This is a genomic window from Streptomyces sp. NPDC051567 (genome assembly GCF_044454165.1).
Lineage (GTDB): Bacteria > Actinomycetota > Actinomycetes > Streptomycetales > Streptomycetaceae > Streptomyces.
Genome location: NZ_JBITDK010000003.1, coordinates 327,542 through 352,633, shown reverse-complemented (window position 1 = coordinate 352,633; position 25,092 = coordinate 327,542). Strand labels below are relative to the sequence as shown.

Here is a 25,092-nt window from a genome sequence, read left to right as displayed (position 1 = left end):
GCGGGAGTGATTCCCCGTGATGTGGAACCGCGCCTGCTGCGCGGGTTCGTCGCCGCCGCCGAGGAGCTGCACTTCACCCGTGCCGCCGCTCGTCTCTACGTCGCCCAGCAGGCGCTCAGCCGGGATGTGCGACGGCTCGAACAGCTCCTGGGCGCCACGCTGTTCACCCGTACCACCCGGCAGGTCGGGCTGACCGTGGACGGGGAACGGCTGCTGCCGCTGGCCCGGCGGGTGCTGCGCGCGCACGAGGAGCTGGCCGCCGCCTTCGGGGCCGGCGCGGGGGCCGGGACGCTGCTCGTCGACCTGAACACCGACGGACCCGGCACCGGGCGCGCCGTGCTGGAGCGGGCCCGTGAACTGGCCCCGGAGCGTGAGCTGATGGCCCGTTTCGAGAGCGGGCTCACCCATGCCGCCGCCGAGATCGCGGCCGGGCGGCTCGACGTCTCCTTCGGGTACGCGCAGGGGCTGGAACCGGGGCTGCGGGCGGGGCTCGCGTGGCGGACCGTACGGTACGAGCCGCTCGCCGTGCTGCTGCCCGAGGGGCACGAACTGGCCGCGCGGGCGGAGGTGCCGCTGGACGCGCTGGCCGGGCGGACCGTGTACGCGGGGGCCGGCAACCCGCGGACCCTGGAGTGGACGGGGCTGGCGCGCGAGCTGTTCGCCGGGCGGGGGATCGTCCTGGCGCCGCCCGCGCCGGTGGCGCTGGGGAGGGAGGAGTTCCGCCGGGTGATGGCCAGGACCCGTCACCCGGTACTGGCCACCGTGGACTTCCCCGACATGCCGGACTGCGTGAAACGGCCGCTGGTCCGGCCGGTGCCGTTGTCGCCGCTGTCGATGGTGTGGCGCAAGGGTTCCCGCCGGCCCGGGCTGGACGCGCTGCACGCCGCCGCCGACGCGCTGGCGGCCGAGCGGGACTGGCTCCGGGTGGAGCCCGGGAGCTGGGTGCCCGCGGGGCTCGACGCGGGGGCGGGGCGGGGTTAACGGGTTCGACACGCGGTGGAACCGGCGGTGACATCCCGTCCTGGCATGCTCGGTCGCCGCGGAGACGGCACCGTGCGGGCCGTGCGGGCCGTGCGGGCCGTGCGGCGCCGGGCGGGCACCGGATCAGGGCGAGGCGGGTCACGATGGGTGAGGACGAGTACGGGGCGCGGGTGCTGGTGGTGGGCGGGCGCCGGGTGGAGATCCGGGGGCAGACGGTACTGGTGGACGCGGAGCCGAGGCCGGTGCCGCCCGCCTCGGCGGCCCTGCTGGGGGCGCTGGCGCGGCGGCCGGGGTGGGTGGTGTCCCGGGCGGAGCTGCTGCGGGTGCTGCCGGGGGCGGGCCGGGACGAGCACGCGGTGGAGTCGGCGGTGGCCCGGCTGCGGGCGGCGCTGGGCACGCCGGGGCTGATCCAGACGGTGGTCAAGCGGGGGTACCGGCTGGCGCCGGCCACGGGCCCCGACCACGGTGTCGACCGCGGCCCCGACCGTGGTGTCGACCGGCCGGGCGGCGTGGGCTAGCGTGCCGGGATGATCGTCGAAGGTGTGGAGATGCGGGGTGTCGCGCTCGGCGACGCCGCCGGGCTGGCGCGGGCGTACGTCCGCAACCGGGCGTACATGGCGCCCTGCGAGCCGTACCGGCCGGAGGCGTTCTACACCGAGGCGGGCCAGCGGGACCGCGTCGGCGAGGCGCTGGCCGAGCGGGACGCGGGCCGGACGGCGCCGTACGTGTTCGTCCTGGCCGCGACCGGGGAGCCGGTCGGGGCGATCACCCTCTCCGGCATCGTGCGGGGGCCGCTGTGCAGTGCCTCCGTCGGCTACTGGGTGGACCGGGAGTGGCACGGCAGGGGGCTGGCCAGCGCGGGGGTGGAGGCGGTCTGCCGGATCGCCCGCGAAGAGCTGGGGCTGCACCGGCTCGCCGCCGGGACCCTGCTCGACAACCTGGCCTCGCAGCGGGTGCTCGCGAAGACGGGCTTCGAGGAGTACGGGGTCGCGCCGCGGTACTTGCACGTAGACGGGGCCTGGCGGGACCACCGGCTCTTCCAGCGGCTGCTGCACGACGAGCCGCCGTTGCCCTGACCGGGCGGTGCGGGTGCCCTGGCCGGGCGGGGCCGTTGCCCTGACCGGGCGGTGCGGGTCTGGGCCGGGCCTTGGCCTGGCGGGGGCTTTTGGGGTGGGGGCCGGTGCCGGGTCGGGGTGTGTGCCGGGACTCATGATTTATGGCGCCCTGGGCCGGGTGGGAGGCGCGGGCTGGGTGCGCGCCAACACATCACGTTTTACGTCCCGGCACACACCCCGACCCGTCCCCGTCCTGGCCGTCCCCGTCCCCGATGTGGGGTCTGTTGATCCCGCCGTCCGGGCCTCTGGCTTCATGTTCCGCCGTCTCCGTCTCCGTCTCCGTGTGCGGGTACCCGTACCCGCCCGTCTCCGTGCCCGTCCTGAGGGTCGTCTGGGGTTCCGGAGGGTGGAGTGGTCGGTGAGTTGGGGGATCTGGCCGGTCTTCGTCTGGGGGGTGGGGCGGGGGTTTCGGGAGGGTGTGGGGGCGGGCACCCTGAGGGGGCGCCCCGAGCGGGAGGCGGTGACGGGCATGTGGTTCGACTCCGGGCGGGTCTGCCTGGATCTGGTGGCCGGCCTCGCCCCGGGTGAGGGGATCGGGGACGGCGAGGGGCTGCGGCGGTGGCTCGCCGGGGCCGGGCTGGTGCCCGGACGGACACCGCTCGTGCGGGTGGGACCGGACTGGGTCGAGGCGTTCCGGACGCTGCGCGCCGATGTGGAGACCCTCGTACGGGCGGAACTCGCCGGGGGCGGCGGAGCGGGCGGGGAGGCGCTGGCCCGGGTCAACGCGCTGGCCGCCGGGCCGACCCCGGGGCTGTGCGCCGTACGGGACCACGAGGGGAACCTGGTGCGGGAGCTGTGCGGCGGGGTGGAGTGCGGGGCGCTGCTCGCCGCCGTCGCGCGGGACGCCGTGGAGCTGCTGACCGACCCGGGGGAACGGGCGCTGCTGCGGTCCTGCGCGGGCGAGGGCTGTTCCCGGGTCTACCTGGACACCTCGCGCGGGCACCGGCGCCGCTGGTGCTCCAGTGAGCTGTGCGGCAACCGGGAGCGGGTGGCCCGGCACCGCCGCCGGGCGCTGGCGGCCGGGTCCGCGTAGCTCCGTACCGGCGCGGCGGGGGGACCGGTTCCGGAACGGGCGTGCGGATGGGGGCCGGTTCGCGTACGGTTGACGGTCGCCCATGCACGTCAGAAGGGGGCCTTGGTGGCCGCGCAGAATGCCGCTGTCGACAGCACGGCGGATTCCGTCCGCGATCGGGAGATCGCGGTCGAGCAGACGCATCTCGACCACGTGTACCGACGCCTGGAGGAGAAGATCCACGAGGCCGAGTTCCTCATGAACGACGCGGCCCAGCGCGGTCAGGTGGGGACGCCCGGCGCCCTCGCCGAGCGGGACGCGCAGGTCTTCCGGGCGGGTATCCACCTGAACCGGCTCAACAACGAGTTCGAGGACTTCCTCTTCGGCCGGGTCGACCTGGTGCTCGGCAAGGACGGGGAGCGCGGGCCGGACGGCGCCCACACCTCGGTCGAGCCCGCCGAGGACGCGATCCGGGCCGATCTCACGGCCGATGTCGCCGAGACCCTGCACATCGGCCGGATCGGCGTCCTGGACTCCGACTACGCGCCGCTGGTCATCGACTGGCGGGCGCCCGCCGCCGCGCCGTTCTACCGGTCCACGCCCAAGGAGCCCGGCCGGGTCGTGCGCCGGCGGGTGATCCGCTCCAAGGGCCGCAAGGTGCTGGGCGTGGAGGACGACCTGATGCGGCCCGAGGTCACCGCCTTCCTCGGCGGGCGGGAGCTGCCGGTCATCGGCGACGGCGCGCTGATGGCCGCGCTCGGGCGGGCCCGTACGCACTCGATGCGGGACATCGTCTCCTCCATCCAGGCCGAGCAGGACCTGGTCATCCGGGCCCCGGCCGCCTCCGTCGCCGAGGTCACCGGCGGGCCCGGCACCGGCAAGACGGCCGTCGCCCTGCACCGCGCCGCCTACCTCCTCTACCAGGACCGGCGCCGCTACTCCGGCGGCATCCTGATCGTCTCGCCGACCCCGCTGCTCGTCGCGTACACCGAGGGCGTGCTGCCCTCGCTCGGCGAGGAGGGCCAGGTCGCCATCCGGGCGCTCGGCTCGCTGGTCGACGGCGCCGAGGCGACGGCGTACGACGAACCGGCCGTGGCCCGCGCCAAGGGCTCCTCCCGGATGGTCAAGGTGCTGCGCAAGGCCGTACGGGGCGCCCTGGAGCTGGGCGAGGCCCCGGACCGGCTGCGGGTGGTGGCCTTCGGGCGGCGCCAGGAGCTGGAGGCCGCCGAGCTGAACCGCATCCGGCAGAACGTGCTCAGCGGCACGGCGCCCGTCAACCTGCTGCGCCCGCGCGCCCGCAAGCTGCTGCTCGACGCCCTGTACGCGAAGTCCGGCGGGGCGGGCCGGCACAGCGATCCGGAGCTGGCCGCAGAGCTGCGTTCCGCCTTCGACGAGGACGTCTCCACCGAGGACGCCTTCCTCGGCTTCCTGAACGCCTGGTGGCCCGAGCTGACCCCGCGCGGGGTGCTCGCGGCGATGGCCGACGAACGGCGGCTGGGCCGCTGGTCGCGCCGGGACCTGAGCCCGCGCGAGGCGCGCCGGGTGGCCCGCTCGCTGCGCCGGGCCGGGCCGGACGGCAAGGGCCCGCTCTCGGTGCACGACGTGGCGCTGCTGGACGAGCTCCAGCAGTTGCTGGGCGCGCCCGCGCGGCCCCGGCGCCGGCGGGAGCTGGACCCGCTCGACCAGCTCAGCGGGTTGGAGGAGCTGATGCCGGTCCGCGAGGAGACCCAGTGGGAGCGGGCCGAGCGGCTCGCGGCGGAGCGCACCGAGTACGCGCACGTCATCGTGGACGAGGCCCAGGACCTGACGCCGATGCAGTGGCGGATGGTGGGCCGCCGGGGCCGGCACGGCACCTGGACGGTGGTGGGCGACCCGGCGCAGTCCTCGTGGACCGATCCGGCGGAGGCCGCCGCCGCCCGGGACGAGGCCCTGGGCTCCCGGCCGCGCCGCCGGTTCACGCTGACGGTGAACTACCGCAACCCGGCCGAGGTCGCCGAGATCGCGGCCCGGGTGCTGCGCCTGGCCATGCCCGGCACGGAGCCGCCCACGGCGGTGCGCTCGACGGGCCTGGAGCCGCGTTTCACGGCCGCGCGCGGGGATCTGGGCCGGACGGTCCGGGAGGAGACCCGCAGGCTGCTGGAGCAGGTGGACGGGACGGTCGGCGTGGTGGTGGCCATGGACCGGCGCGAGGAGGCCGCGGGCTGGCTCGCGGAGCTGGGCGACCGGGCGGTGGCGCTGGGCAGCCTGGAGGCGAAGGGCCTGGAGTACGACGCCACGGTGGTCGTCTCCCCGGCGGAGATCGTCGGGGGCACCGGACGTGAGGAGGCCGACGCGGGGGAGTCCCCGGCGGGCCTGCGCGTGCTGTACGTGGCGCTGACGCGGGCGACGCAGCAGCTGACGGTGGTCTCGGCCGAGCGGGACCGGCCCGGCGAGGACGGCGTGCCCGAGCTGCTGCGCCCGTAGGGAGTCCACCGCGGCGCCCGCCCGGCTCCGCGGTGGCCGGCCCGGGGGTCCGGTTCCCGTCCGGCCCCGGGGTGGTCCCGCCGAGGGGGCCGCCCGGGTCCGAGGGGGTGGTCCCGGGCCGGGCGGGGGCCCCGGGCGGGGGGCGGTTCACCGGGGGCTTCGGGGTGCGCGGGGCACCGTACGGCCGGATGGTCCGCCGCCAGGCGCGTGGTGGGTGGGGAAGCGGGCGCGGGAGGGGGACCGCTTCCGGCGATCCTTTGTTAGCCTGGGTGTGGCACCGACTCGATCCAAGCCCCCGGGCCCAACCTTCGTCGCCTAGAGCGACCACTTGCCGCGAGGCGAGCATGGCGGGTCGGTGTCATAGACGAGAACAGCAGGTCCGCGTCTTCCAGCAGTGGAGGGCGCGGGCCTGTTTTGTGTTGATCCGCCATTCCGCCACGTCCTGATATCTCGTATGGTGGAAATGTCGTTCCGAAAATTGCGGCTGGTTACCTTAAACCGGCTGGTAGGTGGGACGATCGGACCACGGGCCCTGCCACGCCTGCCGTGTGCGGGGCTCTGTGTGTACAGCGAAACCAGGGACAGAAGAGGAACACGGCCATGGCAACGGCGCCCAGCGTCTCGTACTCGATGACGGTCCGCCTGGAAGTGCCCGCGAGCGGAACCGCGGTCTCCCAGCTCACCACCGCCGTGGAGTCCTCCGGCGGCTCGGTCACCGGCCTCGATGTGACGGCTTCCGGACACGAGAAGCTCCGGATCGACGTCACCATCGCGGCCACCTCCACCGCGCACGCGGACGAGATCGTCGAGAAGCTGCGGGGGATCGAGGGCGTCAGCCTCGGGAAGGTCTCCGACCGCACCTTCCTGATGCACCTCGGCGGCAAGATCGAGATGCAGTCCAAGCACCCCATCCGCAACCGTGACGACCTCTCGATGATCTACACCCCGGGCGTGGCCCGCGTGTGCATGGCGATCGCCGAGAACCCCGAGGACGCGCGCCGCCTGACCATCAAGCGCAATTCCGTCGCAGTCGTGACGGACGGCTCCGCCGTCCTGGGCCTCGGCAACATCGGCCCGATGGCCGCGCTGCCCGTCATGGAGGGCAAGGCGGCCCTCTTCAAGCGCTTCGCGGGGATCGACGCGTGGCCGATCTGCCTCGACACGCAGGACAGCGACGAAATCGTCGCCATCGTCAAGGCCATCGCCCCGGGCTTCGCCGGCATCAACCTGGAGGACATCTCCGCGCCGCGCTGCTTCGAGATCGAGGCCCGGCTGCGCGAGGCCCTGGACATCCCCGTCTTCCACGACGACCAGCATGGCACCGCGATCGTCGTGCTCGCCGCGCTCACCAACGCACTGCGCGTGGTCGGCAAGGCAGTTGGCGATGTCAAGGTCGTCATGTCGGGCGCGGGCGCGGCCGGTACGGCCATCCTCAAGCTGCTCCTCGCGGCGGGCGTCAAGAGCGTCGTCAGCGCCGACATCCACGGGGTCGTGCACGCGGACCGCCCCGACCTCGTCGACGCGGACGCCGACTCCCCGCTGCGCTGGATCGCCGACAACACCAACCCCGAGGGCTACACGGGCACCCTGAAGGAGGCCGTGGTCGGCGCCGACGTCTTCATCGGCGTCTCGGCCCCGAACGTCCTGTCGGGCGAGGACGTCGCCGCCATGGCGGACGACGCGATCGTGTTCGCGCTCGCGAACCCGGACCCGGAGGTGGACCCGGCCGTGGCCCGGCAGACCGCCGCCGTCGTCGCCACCGGACGCTCCGACTTCCCGAACCAGATCAACAACGTGCTGGTCTTCCCGGGCGTCTTCCGCGGCCTGCTGGACGCCCAGTCCCGCACGGTGGACACCAGCATGATGCTGGCCGCCGCGAGCGCCCTGGCGGACGTGGTGGGCGAGGACGAGCTGAACGCGAACTACATCATCCCGTCGGTCTTCAACGACAAGGTCGCGGGCGCCGTCGCCGGCGCGGTCCGCAAGGCCGCCTCCGCCGCCGCGGCGGCTGTGACCGGCCTCACGGCCCCCTGATCCCGGCGCGTCGCGAGATGCGGGCCCCCGGGCCCGCTCTAGGGTTGCGGGGATGCCCGCGAGGTCCGCGGGCCGCGTCCGGCGCAGGTGCGAACGGGCGCGGACGATGCGGACGGAGCGTCACCGAGGCGTGACTGTGGCGCTTTTCGTGTGACCCTGGCGGGTGCCGGATTGGCTTTCCCGCCGCTGGTGGGGGCAGGATGCGTAACCGGGCGAGAGGGTCTGACGTTCAGACCCGGGTCCGGGGACTGTCCTAGGGCCCTGGCAGCATCGGCTTCGATCTCACGCCTCTAAGGCAAGTTGAACACGGGAGTACAACATGAACCGCAGTGAGCTGGTGGCCGCTCTGTCCGAGCGCGCCGAGGTGACCCGCAAGGACGCCGACGCCGTTCTGGCCGCGCTCGCCGAGACCGTCGGTGAGATTGTCGCCAAGGGCGACGAGAAGGTCACCATCCCCGGCTTCCTGACCTTCGAGCGCACCCACCGTGCCGCTCGCACCGCGCGCAACCCGCAGACCGGCGACCCCATCCAGATCCCGGCCGGCTACAGCGTGAAGGTCTCCGCGGGCTCCAAGCTCAAGGAAGCCGCCAAGGGCAAGTAGTCCTGCCCCGGCGCCGGGGGCCGTGCAGGCCCCTGGAACGGCAGTAGTACGTAGAACGCCGAAGGGCGGCCACCCCCACGGGGGTGGCCGCCCTTCGGTCGGTCCGGGGCCCTGGCGGGCCCGTCCGGGCCGCCGGGACCGGGTCAGACCAGGTCGCCGTTGGGGAGCTCGACCTTGGCCCCCAGCTCCACGAGCTTCTCCATGAAGTTCTCGTAGCCGCGGTTGATCAGGTCGATGCCGTGGACGCGCGAGGTGCCCTCGGCCGCCAGCGCCGCGATCAGGTACGAGAACCCGCCGCGCAGGTCGGGGATGACCAGGTCGGCGCCCTGGAGCTTGGTGGGCCCGGAGACGACCGCCGAGTGCAGGAAGTTGCGCTGGCCGAAGCGGCAGGCCGAGCCGCCCAGGCACTCCCGGTACAGCTGGATGTGCGCGCCCATCTGGTTGAGGGCGGAGGTGAAGCCGAGGCGGGACTCGTAGACCGTCTCGTGGACGATCGAGAGGCCGGACGCCTGCGTCAGGGCGACGACCAGCGGCTGCTGCCAGTCGGTCTGGAAACCGGGGTGGACGTCGGTCTCCAGCGCGATGGCGTTGAGCGGGCCGCCCGGGTGCCAGAAGCGGATGCCCTCGTCGTCGATCTCGAAGGCCCCGCCGACCCGGCGGTAGGTGTTCAGGAAGGTCATCATCGAGCGCTGCTGGGCGCCGCGCACGTAGATGTTGCCGCCGGTGGCCAGGGCCGCGGAAGCCCAGGAGGCGGCCTCCAGGCGGTCCGGGAGCGCCTTGTGGTTGTAGCCGCCGAGGCTGTCCACGCCGGTGATCCGGATGGTCCGGTCGGTGTCGAGCGAGATGATCGCGCCCATCTTCTGCAGGACGCAGATGAGGTCCTCGATCTCCGGCTCCACCGCGGCGTTGCTGAGCTCGGTGACGCCCTCGGCCAGGACGGCCGTCAGCAGCACCTGCTCGGTCGAGCCGACCGACGGGTAGGGGAGGCGGATCTTGCAGCCGCGCAGGCGCTGCGGGGCCTCCAGGTACTGGCCGCCCTCGCGCTTCTCGATGGTCGCGCCGAACTGGCGGAGCACGTCGAAGTGGAAGTCGATCGGCCGGCCGCCGATGTCGCAGCCGCCCAGGCCCGGGATGAAGGCGTGGCCGAGGCGGTGCAGCAGGGGGCCGCAGAACAGGATCGGGATGCGCGACGAGCCCGCGTGGGCGTCGATGTCGGCGACGTTCGCGCTCTCGACGTGCGTGGGGTCGAGCAGCAGCTCGCCCGGCTCCTCGCCGGGACGGACCGTCACCCCGTGGAGCTGGAGCAGCCCGCGCACGACCCGGACGTCACGGATGTCGGGAACGTTGCGCAGCCGGCTGGGTCCGCTGCCGAGCAGCGCGGCGACCATGGCCTTGGGCACGAGGTTCTTCGCACCGCGGACACGGATCTCGCCCTCCAGCGGGGTGCCGCCGTGGACAAGCAGTACATCGTCACTGTCTGTGCCGGTCATGAATCTCGCGTTCCGGAAGAGGGGTGGGCAGGGGGCCAGTGAAAAGGGTAAGGGGCGCCACCCCCCTGTTCGCATGGCAGACGCGGCCGTAGGACTGTCATGAATTCGCCACAGGGCCTTTTGCGCCACCCCGGTGGCACCCTCCGTGCCCGCGAGATTGCGGAGTGTCGCATTCCGTTCGTTCGGGGGGCACGTCCCGGCCATCTGGGCCGGATGCCGCCGCCGGTTCCCCGGCGGGCGGATGTGCGCGACGATGGCGGCATGACCGAGGTGTCCTCCCTCACAGGGCGACTGCTCGTGGCCGCCCCCGCCCTCGCGGACCCGAACTTCGACCGCGCGGTGGTGCTGCTGCTCGACCACGACGAGCAGGGCTCGCTCGGCGTGGTCCTCAACCGGCCGACCCCGGTGGGCGTCGGCGACGTCCTGCTGCCGTGGGCGCCCCTGGCCGGTGATCCGGGCGTCGTCTTCCAGGGCGGGCCGGTGGGGCTGGACTCGGCCCTGGGCGTGGCGGTGGTCCCGGGTGAGGAGGGACCCCCGGGCTGGCGCCGGGTGCGCGGGGCCATCGGGCTGGTCGACCTGGAGGCCCCGCCGGAGCTGCTGGCCCCGGCGCTGGGCTCGCTGCGGATCTTCGCCGGCTACGCGGGGTGGGGGCCGGGCCAGCTGGAGGAGGAACTGGGCACGGGCGCCTGGTACCTCGTGGACTGCGAACCCGGTGACGTGGCCTTCCCCGACCCGCGGCGGCTGTGGCGGGCGGTGCTGCGCCGCCAGCGCGGCGCGCTCGCGATGGTGGCCACCTACCCGGACGACCCGTCGCTGAACTGACCGGCGCGCCGCCGGACCGGCCGGCACGGCGGAGTGCGGCGAGGCGCGCGGCGGCCGGTGGGGCGACCGGCGCGATGTGCCGTGCGGTGTTCAGTACGCTTGGCCCATGAGCACTCTTGAGCCCGATCGCGGGACTGGTACGGGGACCCTCGTGGAGCCGGCGCCGCAGGTGTCGCACGGCGACGGCGACCACGAGCGCTTCGCCCACTACGTCCAGAAGGACAAGATCATGGCGAGCGCGCTCGACGGCACCCCCGTCGTCGCGCTCTGCGGCAAGGTCTGGGTGCCGGGCCGGGACCCGAAGAAGTACCCGGTCTGCCCCATGTGCAAGGAGATCTACGAGTCCATGGGTCCCGGCGGGGACAAGGACAAGGGCGGCAAGGACAAGTAGTCCGGCCGCTTCGCCCGTACGACCTGGGCCCCCGGACGCGCTGTGGTGCGTCCGGGGGCCTTTGCCGTGTCCGTGGGGCGGGGTTAGGGTCGGCCCGGTAAGCGCTCTGTGAAACGGCCGTTGCGCAAGGCGCAACAGTTGACGGCGAAGGGCTGACCCATGCACCTCATTCCGCTCCCCGAGACGCTGACGCCCCACGGCGACGGCACCCTCCTGGAACTCGGACCCGCGACGACGATCGCCGCCGCCCCCGGCACCGAGGGGGTGGCGCACTGGCTGCGACGGGAATGGGGGGCCGCCTCCGGCCACCCCCTGCCCGACGCCGCCCCCGGCGCGCGGGGCGACGTACGCCTCTCGCTCGACGGGGAACTGGAGACCGAGGGATACCGGCTGGACATCCGCGCCGACGGGGTCGAGCTGGCCGGCGGGTCCGCCGCCGGGGTGTTCTGGGGGGCGCAGACGCTGCGCCAGCTCCTGGGGCCCGACGCGTACCGGCAGGCGCCGGTGGCCGGGCGGCGGGTGTGGGAGCTCCCGCTGCTCTCGCTCACCGACAGCCCCCGGTTCGGCTGGCGCGGGCTGATGCTGGACGTCGCCCGGCACTTCATGCCCAAGGCCGGGGTGCTGCGCTGCATCGACCTGCTCGCCGCGCACAAGCTGAACGTCCTGCACCTGCACCTGACGGACGACCAGGGCTGGCGCATCGAGATCGAGCGCTACCCGGAACTCACCCGGACCGGGGCCTGGCGCCCGCGCACCCGCTGGGGCCACCGGGCCTCGCCGCTGTGGAGCGACACCCCGCACGGCGGCTACTACACGCGGGACGACATCCGCGAGATCGTCGCGTACGCCGCCGAGCGGCACGTCCGGCTGGTCCCGGAGATCGACGTGCCGGGGCACTCGCAGGCCGCGATCGCCGCCTACCCGGAGCTGGGCAACGCCGACGTCGTGGACACGGGCGCCGTCCAGGTCTGGGACGACTGGGGCGTCTCCGAGAACATCCTCGCGCCCACCGAGGCCGTCCTGCGCTTCTACGAGGGCGTCCTCGAAGAGGTGCTGGAGCTGTTCCCCGCCGAGGTCTCGCCCTTCGTGCACATCGGCGGGGACGAGTGTCCCAAGACCCAGTGGCGGGCCTCCCCCCTCGCGCAGGAGCGCATCGGGGAACTCGGCGTGGACGGCGAGGACGGACTGCAGTCCTGGTTCATCCGCCACTTCGACGCCTGGCTCGCCCGGCGCGGCCGGCGGCTGATCGGCTGGGACGAGATCCTGGAGGGCGGGCTCGCGCCGGGCGCCGCCGTCTCCTCGTGGCGCGGCTACGGGGGCGGCATCGCCGCCGCCGAGGCCGGGCACGACGTGGTGATGTGCCCCGAGCAGCAGGTCTACCTGGACCACCGTCAGGCGGACGGCCCCGACGAGCCGATGCCCATCGGGTACGTGCGCTCCCTGGAGGACGTCTACCGCTTCGAGCCGGTCCCGCCGAAGCTCTCGGCCGAGGCCGCCGCGCACGTCCTCGGGGCGCAGGCCAACGTCTGGACCGAGGTGATGGAGAACCAGGACCGCGTCGACTACCAGATGTTCCCCCGGCTGGCGGCCTTCGCGGAGACGGTGTGGTCACGGCTGCCGGAACCGGCGGAGCGCGACTACGCACAGTTCGAGGCGCGGATGGCCGGGGAGTACGCGCGGCTGGACGCGCTCGGGGTCGGCTACCGGCGCCCCGGCGGCCCGCTGCCGTGGCAGCGGCGGCCCGGCGTGCTCGGCCGCCCCATCGAGGGGACGCCCCCGAACGTGTGACGGCGGTCGGGCGGCCGGGTGGCGAATCGGGTGGCGATCAGGTGGCGCCGGAGGTGGCGTTCCGGGTGGCCCGGAACGCCGGAACCCTCCCTGAATGTCCGCCCGTACAGCGAAAAGGGGTGTTCGGCAGAAGAGGGTGAGGCCTTGCCGGCAGGCCCCGTCCCGCCCCGGTGGCACCCGGCCGCCGGGGCGGGACCCGCGAGGACCGCCCCGCGCGCGGGCCGGCCGGGACTTCGGCAACAGGACCCGGGGGCGCGGGCGCCGCCCGGCGGACCCTCGCGCCGGACGGTCCGGAAGATGTGCCAGAGTTGCCACCTCCCGGCGGTGAGGACGTACCGTACGGCGGACAGGCGTGAGCGCCGGGACCGGGACATCGGGAAGGGGCAGCTGGGTTGACCACGCACGCACCGCAGGCGGCGCAGTCCGTGACGCTGCCGGCCTCGCTCGAAGAGGCCGTGGCGGCACTCACCGCCATGCCCGCCGCAGTCCCCGTCGCCGGCGGCACCGACCTCATGGCCGCCGTCAACGCCGGGCAGCTGCGCCCCGCCGCGCTGGTGGGACTGGGCCGCATCAACGAGATCCGCGGCTGGCAGTACCAGGACGGGCACGCCCTCCTCGGCGCCGGCCTCACCCACGCGCGGATGGGGCGCCCGGACTTCGCCGCCCTGATCCCCGCGCTGGCCGCCGCCGCGCGCGCCGCCGGGCCCCCGCAGATCCGCAACGCCGGGACCCTCGGCGGGAACATCGTCACCGCCGCGCCGACCGGTGACGCGCTGCCCGTGCTGGCCGCGCTGGAAGCCGTCCTCCTCGTCGCCGGACCCGGTGGGACCCGGCGCGAGATCCCCGTGTCGCACCTGCTGGCCGGCCGCGAGATGCTGCGGCCCGGCGAGCTGATCGGCTTCGTACGGGTGCCGCTGCTCCACGCGCCGCAGGTCTTCCTGAAGGCCACGGGGCGTACCGGCCCGGGGCGCGCGGTGGCGTCCGTGGGGCTCGTACTCGACCCCGCGCGCCGGGGCGTGCGCTGCGCGGTCGGCGCCGTCGCCCCCATGCCGCTGCGGCCGTTGGAGGCCGAGCGGTGGGTGGCCTCGCTGATCGACTGGGACGGGGAGCGGAGCCTGGCCCCGGAGGCGCTGGAGGCGTTCGGCGAGTACGTCGGCGCCGCCTGCGTGCCCGACCAGGGGGACCCGGTGGCCCCCGGTGTACTGCATCTGCGGCGGACGGTGTCCGTCCTGGCACGGAGGGCCCTGGGGAGGGCGCTGACCTCATGAGTGAGCACAGGAACGAGCACGGGAACGAGAACGTGAGCGGAGCGACGGGCGGCGCGAACCCCCCCTGGGGCTGGGAACCGGTCCCGCACGGGGGCGAGTACGGCAACGAGTACGGCAACGAGTACGGGAACGAGTACGACTCCGACGCGACGGCCTTCGTCAAGCTCCCGCAGGACATGCTGGACGCGCTCGGCACCGGGGAACCGCTGGCGGCGCCCGGTCACGGCTACGTGCCGCCGCCGATGATCGTGCCGCTCAGCTCGGCCGGCACGGACCCCTCGGCGACGGGCACGTGGGCGATGTCCGCGCCGTGGCCGGAGACCGGGGCAGGACCGGGGAGTTCCGGCCGCACCGCCGCGCCCGCTCCCGTCGGCGGACCGATCCCGGCCTCGATCCCGATCCCGGCCTCGGTGGCGGCGGAGTTCGCCCCACCGGGCGAGCCGGTCCGGGAACCGGGCGCGGAGCCCGGTGCGGATTCCGGGGCGACGGCCGAGTGGTACTTCCCCGAGGCGGCGCCCGAGCAGCAGGCCCCGGCCGGGCAGTGGGCCGCGCCCGGACGCCCCGAGGAGACCGGCGACTTCCGGCCGGGCGCGCTGGAGGCCGACTGGAGCCAGGCCCCGGCGACACTGCCGGGCGGAGCCCCGGCGCCGTGGGCGCACCACCCCGGCTACGAGAACACGCGGGGGTACACGGACCCGCGGGGGTACGAGAACGCGCAGGGGTACGAGGACCAGCAGAGGTACGAAGGCACGCAGGGCTACGAGGGCCAGCAGAGGTACGAGGACCCGCGGCAGCCGGGTGCGGGCCTGCTGCCGGGCACGGACGAGGCGGTGGCCGCTGCCGCCGCCGCGGACAGGCTGTCCGGGGGGGCCGCAACGGGCGGACCCGGGCGGGGGCCGCGCGTGCTGGGCGGCCCCGGGGTCGGCACCCCGTTCCCGGAGGGCGAGCCGGTCCACCCGGCTCCGCACGACATCGACGCCGCGCACGGCCCGGCGGGGACCCCGGAGGCGGCGCGACGGCCGCATCCGGGCACGGAGGCCTTCGAAGCCGCCGTGTTCGAAGCCGCCGCGACCGCCGGGATCATCGGGATTCCCGGGACCTTCGGGGCTACCGGGATGCACGGGATTCCCGGGACCGCTGATGCCGCCGAGGTCATCGGGGTCTCCGGGGCCGCAGGGGCTGCCGAGGTGATGGTGGCCCCCGTGGAGGTGGACCTCTTCGGCGTGGCCAGGACCCCGGCGCCGCCCGCCGACCTGCCTGCCGACCCGCCTGCGGAGCACGGCCCCGACCGACAGTACGGCTCCGGCCCCGGCTCCACCGACGGCCGTGGCTTCACGATGCCGTCGCCGGACCCGGCCCAGGGCGGTGCGAGCGACGGCCACGGCTTCGTGGTGCCGGACCACGGTTCGGTGAGTGACGGGCGGGGCTTCGTGGTGCCCGGGCAGGGCCGCGCGAGCGACGGCCACGGCTTCGGCGGGGCCGACCCGGCCGGGAGCGCGCCGGGCGCGGAGTCCGGGGAGGCCAGGGAGTCCGGGGAGACCGCGGGCGGCGGTGCGGCCTCCTCGGCCGCGGGCGCCGCCGGGGGTTTCCCGGCCCAGGAGCCGACGTACGGACACGTGCCCGGACAGGGACGTGAACCCGTCCCCGGGCACGGCCCCGGACACGGCCCCGGGGCGGGGCACGGCCAGGGCGCCGCGTACGGGGAAGCCGGCGTGGCCGGTGAGGCCGGTGAGGCCCCGGGGGTCCCTCACGAGCACCCGGTGGCCTCGTACGTCCTGCGGGTCAACGGCGCCGACCGGCCCGTGGCCGGGGCCTGGATCGGCGAGTCCCTCCTCTACGTGCTGCGCGAACGCCTCGGCCTCGCCGGGGCCAAGGACGGCTGCTCGCAGGGCGAGTGCGGCGCCTGCGCCGTGCAGGTCGACGGCCGGCTCGTCGCCTCCTGCCTGGTCCCGGCCGCGACGGCCGCGGGCAGCGAGGTCCGCACCGTCGAGGGCCTCGCCACCGACGGGGAACTCTCCGACGTGCAGCGGGCGCTGTGCGGATCGGGCGCGGTGCAGTGCGGCTTCTGCGTACCCGGCATGGCCATGACCATCCATGACCTGCTGGAGGGCAACCACGCCCCGAGCGAGCTGGAGACCCGCCAGGCGCTGTGCGGCAACCTCTGCCGCTGCTCCGGCTACAAGGGCGTCATCGACGCCGTCCGCGAGGTCGTCGCCGGACGCGAGGCGGCGGCCGTCGAGTCCGGGGCGGCCACCGAGCCGCGCATCCCGCATCAGGCACCGCCCGGCGAGGGCGGCATCCACCACGGAGGCACGGCGTGAGCGGGCAGGACGCGGCGACGGCGACGGCGACAGCGACCACAGCGGTCAACTCCACGATGACAGGACCGGACCCGGCGAACCCGGCCCATCCGGCGGCCCCGGCGGACCCGGGGGAGAACGCCGAGCAGCGCGGCCCGCGCGGGATCGGTGCCTCCGTCCCCGCCACCGACACCCGTGCCAAGGCCGAGGGCACCTTCCCCTACGCCGCCGACCTCTGGGCCGACGGCCTGCTGTGGGCCGCCGTACTGCGCTCCCCGCACGCCCACGCCCGGATCGTCTCCATCGACACCTCGGCCGCCGCCGAGATGCCGGGCGTGCGCGCCGTCATCACCCATGCCGACGTGCCCGGCGCCACGACGCACGGCCGCCGCGTCGCCGACCGGCCCGTCTTCGCGCACGACGTGGTCCGCCACCACGGCGAGCCCATCGCCGCCGTCGCCGCCGAACACCCGGACACGGCCCGGCTCGCCGCCGCCGCGATCGCGGTCGAGTACGAGCTGCTGGACGCGGTCACCGACCCCGAACAGTCCTTCGGCGCCCCCGCCCTGCACCCCGACGGCAACCTGATCCGGCACATCCCGCTCCGCTACGGCGACCCGGAGGCCGCCGGTGAGGTCGTCGTGGAGGGCCTGTACCGGATCGGCCGCCAGGACCCCGCGCCCATCGGCGCCGAGGCCGGCCTGGCGGTGCCCCGGCCGGACGGCGGCGTCGAGCTGTACACGGCCTCCACCGACCCGCACACCGACCGCGACCTGGCGGCGGCCTGCTTCGGGCTGGAGCCCGACCGGGTCCGCGTCGTCGTCACCGGGGTCCCCGGCGCGACGGCCGACCGCGAGGACGCCGCCTTCCAGCTCCCGCTGGGCCTGCTGGCCCTGCGCACGGGCTGCCCGGTCAAACTGGCCGCCACCCGCGAGGAGTCCTTCCTCGGCCACACCCACCGCCACCCGACCCTGCTGCGCTACCGCCACCACGCGGACGCGGAGGGCCGGCTGGTCAAGGTCGAGGCGCAGATCCTGATGGACGCGGGCGCGTACGCCGACTCCTCCTCCGAGTCGCTGGCCGCGGCGGTGGCCTTCGCCTGCGGCCCGTACGTCGTCCCGCACGCCTTCGTCGAGGGCTGGGCCGTCCGCACCAACAACCCGCCCTCGGGCCATGTCCGGGGCGAGGGCGCGATGCAGGTGTGCGCCGCGTACGAGGGCCAGATGGACAAGCTCGCGGCCAGGCTCGGCATCGACGGCGCGGAACTGCGCATGCGCAACGTCATGGCCACGGGCGACCTGCTGCCGACCGGCCAGACGGTGACCTGCCCGGCGCCGGTCGCCGAACTCCTGCGCGCGGTCCGCGACTTCCCGCTCCCCTCCCTGCCCAAGGACACCCCGGAGGCGGACTGGCTGCTGCCGGGCGGCCCGGAGGGCGCGGGCGAGCCGGGCGCGGTGCGGCGCGGGGTCGGGTACGGGGTCGGCATGGTGCACATGCTCGGCGCCGAAGGCACCGACGAGGTCTCGACCGCCACCGTGAAGGTGCAGGACGGCATCGCGACGGTGATCTGCGCGGCGGTCGACACCGGCCAGGGCTTCGCCACGCTCGCCCGCCAGATCGTCCAGGAGACGCTGGGCGTGGACGAGGTGGCGATGGCCCCCGTCGACACCGACCAGCCGCCGGCCGGGGCCTCGGCGCACGGCCGGCACACGTGGGTGTCGGGGGGCGCGGTGGAACGGGCGGCCAAGATGGTCCGGACCCAGCTCCTCCAGCCGATGGCACACAAACTGGGCATGTCCACCGAACTGTTGCAGATCGCGGATGGCCGGATCACGTCGTACGACGGGGCGTTCTCGATGCCGGTGACGGAGGCGATGGAGGGCAAGGAACTCTGGGCCACGGCCCAGTGCCGCCCCCACCCGACCGAGCCCCTCGACGCGGACGGCCAGGGCGACGCCTTCGTGGGAATGGCCTTCTGCGCCATCCGCGCGGTGGTGGACGTGGACATCGAACTCGGCTCGGTGCGCGTGGTCGAACTGGCCGTCGCCCAGGACGTGGGCCGGGTGCTCAACCCCCGCCAGCTGGAGGCCCGGATCGAGGCGGGCGTCACGCAGGGCGTGGGCGCGGCGCTGACGGAGAACCTCCGCACGGTCGCGGGCCTGGTCCGCCACCCGGACCTGACCGGCTACGCCCTGCCGACCTCGCTGGACGCCCCGGCGGTGCGCATCGTCAAACTGGTCGAGGAACGGGACGTGGTGGCCCCGTTCGGCGCGAAGGCGGCCAGCGCGATCCCCGTGGTGACGACCCCGGCGGCAGTGGCCTCGGCGGTCCGGGCGGCCACGGGCCGCCCGGTGAACAGGCTCCCGATCCGGCCATCGGCGGCGGTGGCCGTACCCAACTCGTGACCGCGTGAACCGCATTGCGTCACCGCGCGTACCGCATTGCACCCGCAATCCCAGGGTTGGGGCTGTCGGCGCCGGTCGCTAGAGTGAAGGAATCCGCGCGTGCGCCGTACGCCGTGCGCCCTGCGCCGTACGTACGCGTGCACGCGCGTGCGAACGGCCGCAGACGCGGCCGGCGCATGCGGCCGGCACACGTGAGCGGCGCGGTTGCGGACGGCAGGAACGCGGACAGGTCGGCGGAGACGCGGACAGGCGCGGACGGGGCGGGTACGGGGAACGGCGGGGCGCCGTGACCCGCGCCCACGGGGATTCGGGGCTTCGGGGAGGCCATCGTGGCAGTCGAGTATGGGCCAGGCGTGTTCGGACCGGGCTTCGGCGCGGGCCTGGCGGACGCAGTGCTCCGGCAGGCGAAGGCGCTTGAGGTCGAGTTCGAGTCGCTGACCGGCTACAAGAAACTGGTCGACGACCTCCTGAAGAAGCTGGACGGTTCCGAGGCGGACCAGACGAAGCTGGCGCACGGGACACTGGCGGCGACCGACCTGGGCACGGGTTTCGCCGAGGCGGACGCGCTCTTCACGGCGTACTCGACGGTCCACACGCAGCTGCAGAACCTGTCCAAGGGACTCGCGGGCCAGATCGAGGCACTGGGCATCGCGATCATGACGGCGGGCAGGGGTTTCAACGGGGTGGACGAGGACGTCCAGCGGCGTATGCAGTTCATTGCCGCCCAGGCGATGAAGGACTACGTCCCGGACCGGGACCCGCTCACGGCCGGGAAGAATGAGGTGTCACCGAACCGTTCGTCCGGTGACGCGGACGCGTCGGGGGGCAAGTTCTGATGGCGACGAACTTCGATGGCTTCACCCATGAGCAACTGCTGGTGATGGTCTCCTCGCTCAACCCGGAGACGGTGAAGGCACGTGGCGTCCAGCTGACGCAGGCCGCAGTCGTGATCAAGGAGATCGGCGAGAGTCTCAAGAAGCACCGGGTGTCCGGCTGGGAGGGCGCGGCGGCCGATGCCTTCCAGGACTGGGTGAGCCGGGCTGGCAGTGCGACGCTCTCCCTGAGCGACTACAGCGCTCTGGGCGGCAAGTGGATGACCGAGGCCGGTCAGACCATGGTCGAGGTCAAGGCCAACATGCCGGCGTACGACACCGGGGCGGCCGGTAACCTTGAGGCCGCCCTGAAGTTCCGCAGGGACCCGGACGCGCAGCAGATCTACCAGGAGGCTTCCTCGAAGCTGAACGGCGACCACGATCGTGCCGTCCAGCAGCTGATGAAGCTGGCGCAGTCGTACGAGACGTCGGCACGGGTGATGGACCGGGCGGAGATCCCGATGTTTCCACCGCCGCCGGGGGAGTTCGTCCCTACTGGAGTCAGGGGAAGCGAGTATGTCGCCCGCGCGGGCGGCGATTCCGGAGGCGGCTCAGGTTCGGGAGGCCCTTCCTACGGGGCACCGGCGCCGGGTGGTGGCGGTCCCTCGAACACGTCCGGGTGGGTGCCGGGTCACTCGCCACAGCCGGGTGTGCCCCTGCCTTCAGGACCAGGCGTAGGGGCGGGGGTAGGCCCTGGGCCGATGCCGGGGGTCACGGTTCCGGACCGCGAGGTGTCCGTGGGCCTCGACAACGTCGGGACACTGCCGGAGAAGACTCTTCCCCCGGCTACGGTTGCCCCCGGCGGGCTCGGGCCGGGCAGCCCCGGAACAGGTGGCGGCGGTGTCGCTCCTGGTGGGCTGGTTCCGCCCCTGACGCTCCCGCCGGTCGGCGGGGTGGGGATGCCGGGCGGTGGCGTCGGTCCCGGCGGTGCGGGCTCCGGTGGCCTGCTTCCGGGAGTGAGCGGGCCCGGTGGCGCCGGCAAGGCGGGCGGTATCGGGGGAGCCGGGGGGCTGCCCCCGCGTGACAGCGGGATCGTGGGCGGCCGTCCGGTCTCCGCCGGTGGTCCCGGCGCGGGTATCCCGCGTGGCACGGTCATCGGTGCCGAAGGCACACAGGCCGGCCGAGGCATGGGCGGCATGATGGGCGGCGCCGGCATGGGAGCCGGTCCCGCCGGCCCCGTAGGCCAGAGCGGTCCCGCGGTGGGCCGTCGGCTGGCCACGGAGCCGGGCGGAGTCGTCGGCGGGCGCCAGCCCGGGGCGGGAAGCCGGGGGATCACGGGCGGTCAGCCGTTCGCCCCGGGCGGCGTGGGACCCGTCGGCCGCGGCCCGGGGACCGGCGTGGTGGGCGGTGCGACGGGACAGGCGGGTGCGGGTGCCCGCACTCCGGGCCAGCGGCGTGAGGACCAGGGCGGCGAGCGCCCCGGTTATCTGGCCGAGGACGAAGAGACCTGGAAGGGCAACCGTCGTGTTGTCCCGCCGGTGATCGACTGAGCGGGAACGGGACGGTGCACGGGATGCGCATGCGGAAGGCGACCGCGGCCCTGGTGGGCCTGTTGCTGGCCGGGGTCGCCGCGACCCCGGCCCACGCGGAGACCATTCGGTCCAGGCAGTGGCATCTCGACGCCCTGAAGGCCGAGGAGCTGTGGAAGACCAGCAGGGGCGAAGGCGTCATCCTCGCCGTCATCGACAGCGGTGTCGGACGTGTGGCCGAACTGGAGGGGCAGGTCCTTCCGGGCAAGGATTTCGCGACCTCGTACGACGGCGATGAGCGCACGGACTACGGTAACCACGGAACCGGTATGGCGTCCGTCATCGCGGGTACCGGGAAGCACCCCAGTGGCGACGGGGCCTTCGGGCTCGCGCCCGGGGCCAAGATCCTGCCGATCCGGACCCCGCACGAGGAAGGCCGTGAGGGGAACACCCCGACGTGGGTGGCCGCGATCCGGTACGCCGCCGACTCGGACGCGAAGATCATCAACTTCTCCATGGCCCGCCGGGGGGAGGACCCTGGGCTCCGTGACGCGGTGAAGTACGCGCTCTCCAAGGGGAAGCTGATCTTCGCCGGGGTGGGTAACACGGGTTTCGGGGAGAACCCCGTGCTGTATCCGGCGGCGACTCCTGGGGTGGTGGGTGTCGGGGCGATCGGTCGCGATGCCAAGGCCACCGACGAGTCGCAGAAGGGGCCCCAAGTGGACCTCTCCGCACCGGGCGTGGACATCCTCTCCGGTTGCTCGGGGAAGAGCGAGCTCTGCAACAGCCACGGCACCAGTGACGCCACCGCCCTCGCCTCCGCCTCGGCGGCGTTGCTCTGGGCCGCGCATCCTGACTGGACCGGTAACCAGGTGCTGCGGGTCCTGTTGAACACGGCGGGCAAGCCGGTGGACGGGGTCGAGCGCAATGACCACGTCGGCTACGGGGTGGTCCGTCCCAGGGTCGCGCTGCCCAGTCCGGGGGACCCCGGGCCCGCGGACGTGTACCCGTTGCCCGATCTGGCCGCCGCGGAGGCGGCCAAGTCCCCGCCCCCGTCACCCTCCGCCGGGGGGAAGACACCGGAGGCGGGACAGCCCCAGCCGGGGCCGCAGGCCGGGAAGGAGACGGGTGGCGGCGCGCTGACCTGGATCGGCCTCGGGCTGGGGGCCTGCCTGCTCGTCGGCGGTGCCGTGGCCGCAGCCGTCCGCCGCGCCAGACGCTGACGGCGCCGGGCGGTCGTCCGTAAGGGCCTGCCGGGCCTGCCGGGGGCGGCGGAGAAGGAAACAGGAAGAAGAACAGGGAAGAAGAAGGAAGGAAGAGGGGCAGACAGACGATGCCGTTCGACGAGGAGTGGGCCGCCGCGCGGGCCACGGCCGCCGCACAGTCCTCCCTGCGGCTCAACAGCGCCCCCGCCGGGCCGGGCGGCGGCAGTGGCGATCTGGAGATCGACCAGGACCAGATCGGTGCCGTCGGCTCCGAGGCGCACCGGCTGCACGCGAGGCTGCAGACCGACGGCAAGCACGCCGCCACCGCCACCACGGAGGCGGCGGGCGCGCTCACCAGGGAGGGGTTCGCGAGCGGGGCGGCCCTGCTCACGGCCGGCACCCGCTGGGAGAGCCAGGTGAAGACCCTCGTCGCCGCCTGCGCCAACATCTCCAACGGCCTGAACTACTCCGTCTCCGCGCACAGCAAGGACGAGCAGCGGCTCCACGCCGAGTTCACCACGTCCAGGATCGACGAGTACCTCACCTAGGCGCCGCTCGCGCACAGAAAGGCGTACCGCACGTGCTGACGTACGAGAACGTGATCAACGCTCCGCTGGACGCGCTCCGGACGGCGGTCGGTGACTGGCAGGCGATGGTCCGCAAACTGGACGAGCTGGCCGAAGCCGCGCGCGACGGGATGAAGGCCAAGTCCGACAAGGCGCGGTGGAGCGGGGTCACCGCCGGGGTGGCGCGGCCATTCGTCGACAGGACGGCCAAGGAGTTCGAGGACGCGGCGAAGCAGGCCAAGGGCGTCCATCTGCTGCTCGCCGACGCGCACGCCACCTTCACGGTGGCCAGGGACCAGCTGCGGAAGCTGTCGGCGGACGCCCCGGCCGCCGGGTTCCGCGTCGACGCCGACGGACGGGTCGCCGCGCTTCCCTTCGACACCGAGGCGGAGCGCGCCGCGGCCCGCCACGACCCGGAGTACCAGGAGCACCTGCGCAGGAACCGGGGCCTGTGGCAGGACCGGATCGACCGGGTGGTCGAGGACGCGCAGGACGCAGACGACTCGCTGGCCCGGGCGCTGCGGGCGAACGTCGCCGAAGACCACGACTTCGGCGGCCCGAAGTTCACCACCCTGGACGCGGAGCAGGTGTCCCGCGCCGCGGACCTGATGGCGAAGGTGACCGGTGCGGGCGGTACGGCCCGCAACGTCGAGGCACTGCGCGAACTGGAAGAAGTGCTGGACGACAACCGCGCGGACCCCGAGTTCGCCACCGGCTTCTACCGGAGCGTCGGGCCGGAAGGGGTGCTGGAGGCGTACGCGAAGATGTCGCTGGACGCGACCGGCCTCGGCGCGCCCGGCCGCGACCGGGCGCTGATGGTCACGGACATCCAGAGCGATCTGGGCGCCATGCTGGGCCTGGCGACGCACAAGGACGTTCCGGGCCGTCTCGACGCCGCCTGGACCACCGAGCTGATGAAGGCCGGGCGCAAGGAGCTCGACGTCACGGGCACGGCCGGGCTCACGACGCGGGTGTTCGGCTACCAGGCCCTGGGCTCGCTGTTGCGCGAGGGCACGTACGACACGGAGTTCCTGACCTCGGTCGGCCGCGACATGGTCGCCATGGACCGCGCGGACCCGAAGGCGTGGGAGCACGGCGCCCCGTACGACCCCAAGGTGATGCTCCACCAGGGCGAGGACGGGAGCCGGGGCTTCCACCCGCTGACCGGGCTCATGACGGCCCTCGCCGGCAACCCCGACGCGGCGACGGCCTTCTTCAACGAACCCGTCCGGGAGGACGGCAACCGCGACGGCATCGTCACCGCGGACGACGAGCCGGTCGGCGGGCAGCACGGCAAGGCACAGGGCATGGTCGACTACCTGCTCGACAAGAAGCCGTACGAGGACGCCTTCGACCTGGTACGGGCCGACGGGACGCATCCGGCGCAGCAGGCGGTGGGCGACGCCCTGATGGCGGCGGTCTCCCACCGGAGCCCCGGCGACCAGGACTCCCCGCCGGCCGTGCACAGCAAGGAGATGGCGGCCGTCATGGAGCGGGTGGTCGAGAAGATCGGCGACAAGCCGGAACTGGTCGCGGCGAAGCCGGGCGAGAGCGAGGGCCCGCTGAAGGGGCTGGCGGGGCATTTCGGGCAGATGGCCGCCGAGTACATGCCGGACATCCAGGCGTCGGCGGAGAACGGCAGCCGCATGATCAAGAGCAACGGCGAGATGGCCGAGTTCGACAAGGCCGCCATGGCGTCCTTCGTCGGCGCGGTCGGCCAGGACCCGGGCGCGTACGGCGCGATGACCACCGCCCAGCGGGCGTTCACCACCGTCCTCGTCAACGACGTCATCACGCACCGGGGCGAGTACGAGGACCTCGACGCGGCGGTCAAGAGCGCGGTGCACCCGGGCGGCCAGATCGCCGGCATCCTCTCCGAGGCCAAGGCCGAAGGAACCTTCGCGGCCAACGGCCACAAGCAGGAGGAGTACGTCAAGGGCGTCGAGGAGAACGCCGAGTGGGTCAACCGGGCCATCAGCGCGGCGGGCGGCAAGTACCTGGAGATGCTCCCGTTGGTCGGGGACGTGGTGGGGTGGCTGCAGGAGGACATCGCGGCGGCCGTGGTCGATGAGGCGAGGAAGGACGCCGCCGGGAAGAGCGACGAGGGAAACCAGAAGGCCGGGGTCGACTACGTGCAGGCAGAGAAGGCTGCTGGTGGGTCTGCGGCAGCTTCGGTTCGTAAGGTGGCGGAAGGGGCGGGCATGAGCCAGAGGACCCTTGACGCTCTCGCGGGGGTGGCATCTACGGAGACGGCGAACGCGTACTCGGTCGGCCGTGACCTGGTGGCGACGTCGAACGGCGGTTCCTGAC

18 protein-coding genes and 1 pseudogene are annotated in these 25,092 nt (G+C 73.9%); 18 read left to right on the top strand and 1 reads right to left on the bottom strand.

Annotated features, from left to right (window positions below):
- Window positions 1-6 precede the first annotated feature (6 nt).
- The 7 genes and pseudogenes from ACIA5F_RS05795 (at window position 7) to ACIA5F_RS05765 (ending at window position 8,206) form a co-directional block, all read left to right on the top strand.
- Window positions 7-981: a LysR family transcriptional regulator gene (locus ACIA5F_RS05795; protein WP_399349489.1), complete on the top strand. Its 975-nt coding sequence runs from the start codon at window positions 7-9 to the stop codon at window positions 979-981.
- Window positions 982-1,145: 164 nt separating this feature from the next.
- Window positions 1,146-1,499 (top strand): annotated as a pseudogene (locus ACIA5F_RS05790) (winged helix-turn-helix domain-containing protein); the annotation flags it as partial.
- Window positions 1,500-1,508: 9 nt separating this feature from the next.
- Window positions 1,509-2,057 carry a GNAT family N-acetyltransferase gene (locus ACIA5F_RS05785; protein WP_399349487.1) on the top strand — a complete coding sequence of 183 codons (549 nt, stop codon included), beginning with the start codon at window positions 1,509-1,511 and terminating at the stop codon, window positions 2,055-2,057.
- A gap of 508 nt (window positions 2,058-2,565) precedes the next feature.
- Window positions 2,566-3,129, top strand: coding sequence for a CGNR zinc finger domain-containing protein (locus ACIA5F_RS05780; RefSeq protein ID WP_399349485.1), 564 nt, complete (start codon window positions 2,566-2,568; stop codon window positions 3,127-3,129).
- A 105-nt stretch (window positions 3,130-3,234) separates the two neighbouring features.
- A complete protein-coding gene (locus ACIA5F_RS05775) occupies window positions 3,235-5,571 on the top strand; it encodes a HelD family protein (protein WP_399349483.1) in 2,337 nt (778 codons plus the stop codon).
- Window positions 5,572-6,171: 600 nt separating this feature from the next.
- A complete protein-coding gene (locus ACIA5F_RS05770) occupies window positions 6,172-7,605 on the top strand; it encodes an NAD-dependent malic enzyme (RefSeq protein ID WP_399349481.1) in 1,434 nt (477 codons plus the stop codon).
- Window positions 7,606-7,924: 319 nt separating this feature from the next.
- Window positions 7,925-8,206 carry an HU family DNA-binding protein gene (locus tag ACIA5F_RS05765; protein WP_007264399.1) on the top strand — a complete coding sequence of 94 codons (282 nt, stop codon included), beginning with the start codon at window positions 7,925-7,927 and terminating at the stop codon, window positions 8,204-8,206.
- A gap of 143 nt (window positions 8,207-8,349) precedes the next feature.
- Here the strand turns inward: ACIA5F_RS05765 and murA are convergent, their stop codons facing one another.
- Window positions 8,350-9,696: a UDP-N-acetylglucosamine 1-carboxyvinyltransferase gene (gene murA / locus ACIA5F_RS05760; protein ID WP_399349479.1), complete on the bottom strand. Its 1,347-nt coding sequence runs from the start codon at window positions 9,694-9,696 to the stop codon at window positions 8,350-8,352.
- A gap of 261 nt (window positions 9,697-9,957) precedes the next feature.
- Here murA and ACIA5F_RS05755 point away from each other — a divergent pair, with 261 nt between their 5' ends.
- The 11 genes from ACIA5F_RS05755 to ACIA5F_RS05705 all read left to right on the top strand — a co-directional run bounded on the left by ACIA5F_RS05755 (window position 9,958) and on the right by ACIA5F_RS05705 (window position 25,091).
- Entirely contained in the window at window positions 9,958-10,518 is a 561-nt protein-coding gene (locus tag ACIA5F_RS05755; RefSeq protein WP_399349477.1) for a YqgE/AlgH family protein, read from the top strand.
- A 106-nt stretch (window positions 10,519-10,624) separates the two neighbouring features.
- Complete coding sequence (locus ACIA5F_RS05750) at window positions 10,625-10,909, top strand: DUF3039 domain-containing protein (protein ID WP_399349475.1); 285 nt, start codon at window positions 10,625-10,627, stop codon at window positions 10,907-10,909.
- 159 nt (window positions 10,910-11,068) lie between these two features.
- Window positions 11,069-12,697, top strand: coding sequence for a beta-N-acetylhexosaminidase (locus ACIA5F_RS05745; protein WP_399349473.1), 1,629 nt, complete (start codon window positions 11,069-11,071; stop codon window positions 12,695-12,697).
- Between the two features lie 392 nt (window positions 12,698-13,089).
- Window positions 13,090-13,965 (top strand): FAD binding domain-containing protein, encoded by an 876-nt coding sequence (locus ACIA5F_RS05740; protein ID WP_399349471.1) that lies wholly within the window; start codon window positions 13,090-13,092, stop codon window positions 13,963-13,965.
- Window positions 13,962-16,286 (top strand): 2Fe-2S iron-sulfur cluster-binding protein, encoded by a 2,325-nt coding sequence (locus ACIA5F_RS05735; RefSeq protein ID WP_399349469.1) that lies wholly within the window; start codon window positions 13,962-13,964, stop codon window positions 16,284-16,286. Before ACIA5F_RS05740 ends, ACIA5F_RS05735 begins: the two co-directional genes overlap by 4 nt.
- Before the next feature lie 56 nt (window positions 16,287-16,342).
- Window positions 16,343-18,670, top strand: a complete 2,328-nt coding sequence (locus tag ACIA5F_RS05730; protein WP_399349605.1) for a xanthine dehydrogenase family protein molybdopterin-binding subunit — start codon at window positions 16,343-16,345, stop codon at window positions 18,668-18,670.
- Between the two features lie 329 nt (window positions 18,671-18,999).
- The gene (locus ACIA5F_RS05725; protein WP_399349467.1) at window positions 19,000-19,506 is read left to right on the top strand and encodes a hypothetical protein; all 507 of its coding nucleotides are present in this window, start codon (window positions 19,000-19,002) and stop codon (window positions 19,504-19,506) included.
- On the top strand, window positions 19,506-21,032 hold the full coding sequence (locus ACIA5F_RS05720) for a WXG100 family type VII secretion target (RefSeq protein ID WP_399349465.1): 1,527 nt from the start codon (window positions 19,506-19,508) through the stop codon (window positions 21,030-21,032). The genes ACIA5F_RS05725 and ACIA5F_RS05720 overlap by 1 nt, the downstream gene beginning before the upstream one ends.
- 23 nt (window positions 21,033-21,055) lie before the next feature.
- Window positions 21,056-22,234 carry a type VII secretion-associated serine protease mycosin gene (gene mycP / locus ACIA5F_RS05715; protein WP_399349463.1) on the top strand — a complete coding sequence of 393 codons (1,179 nt, stop codon included), beginning with the start codon at window positions 21,056-21,058 and terminating at the stop codon, window positions 22,232-22,234.
- A 110-nt stretch (window positions 22,235-22,344) separates the two neighbouring features.
- Window positions 22,345-22,764, top strand: a complete 420-nt coding sequence (locus ACIA5F_RS05710; protein WP_399349461.1) for a hypothetical protein — start codon at window positions 22,345-22,347, stop codon at window positions 22,762-22,764.
- Window positions 22,765-22,796: 32 nt separating this feature from the next.
- Complete coding sequence (locus tag ACIA5F_RS05705; RefSeq protein WP_399349459.1) at window positions 22,797-25,091, top strand: hypothetical protein; 2,295 nt, start codon at window positions 22,797-22,799, stop codon at window positions 25,089-25,091.
- Window position 25,092 lies beyond the last annotated feature (1 nt).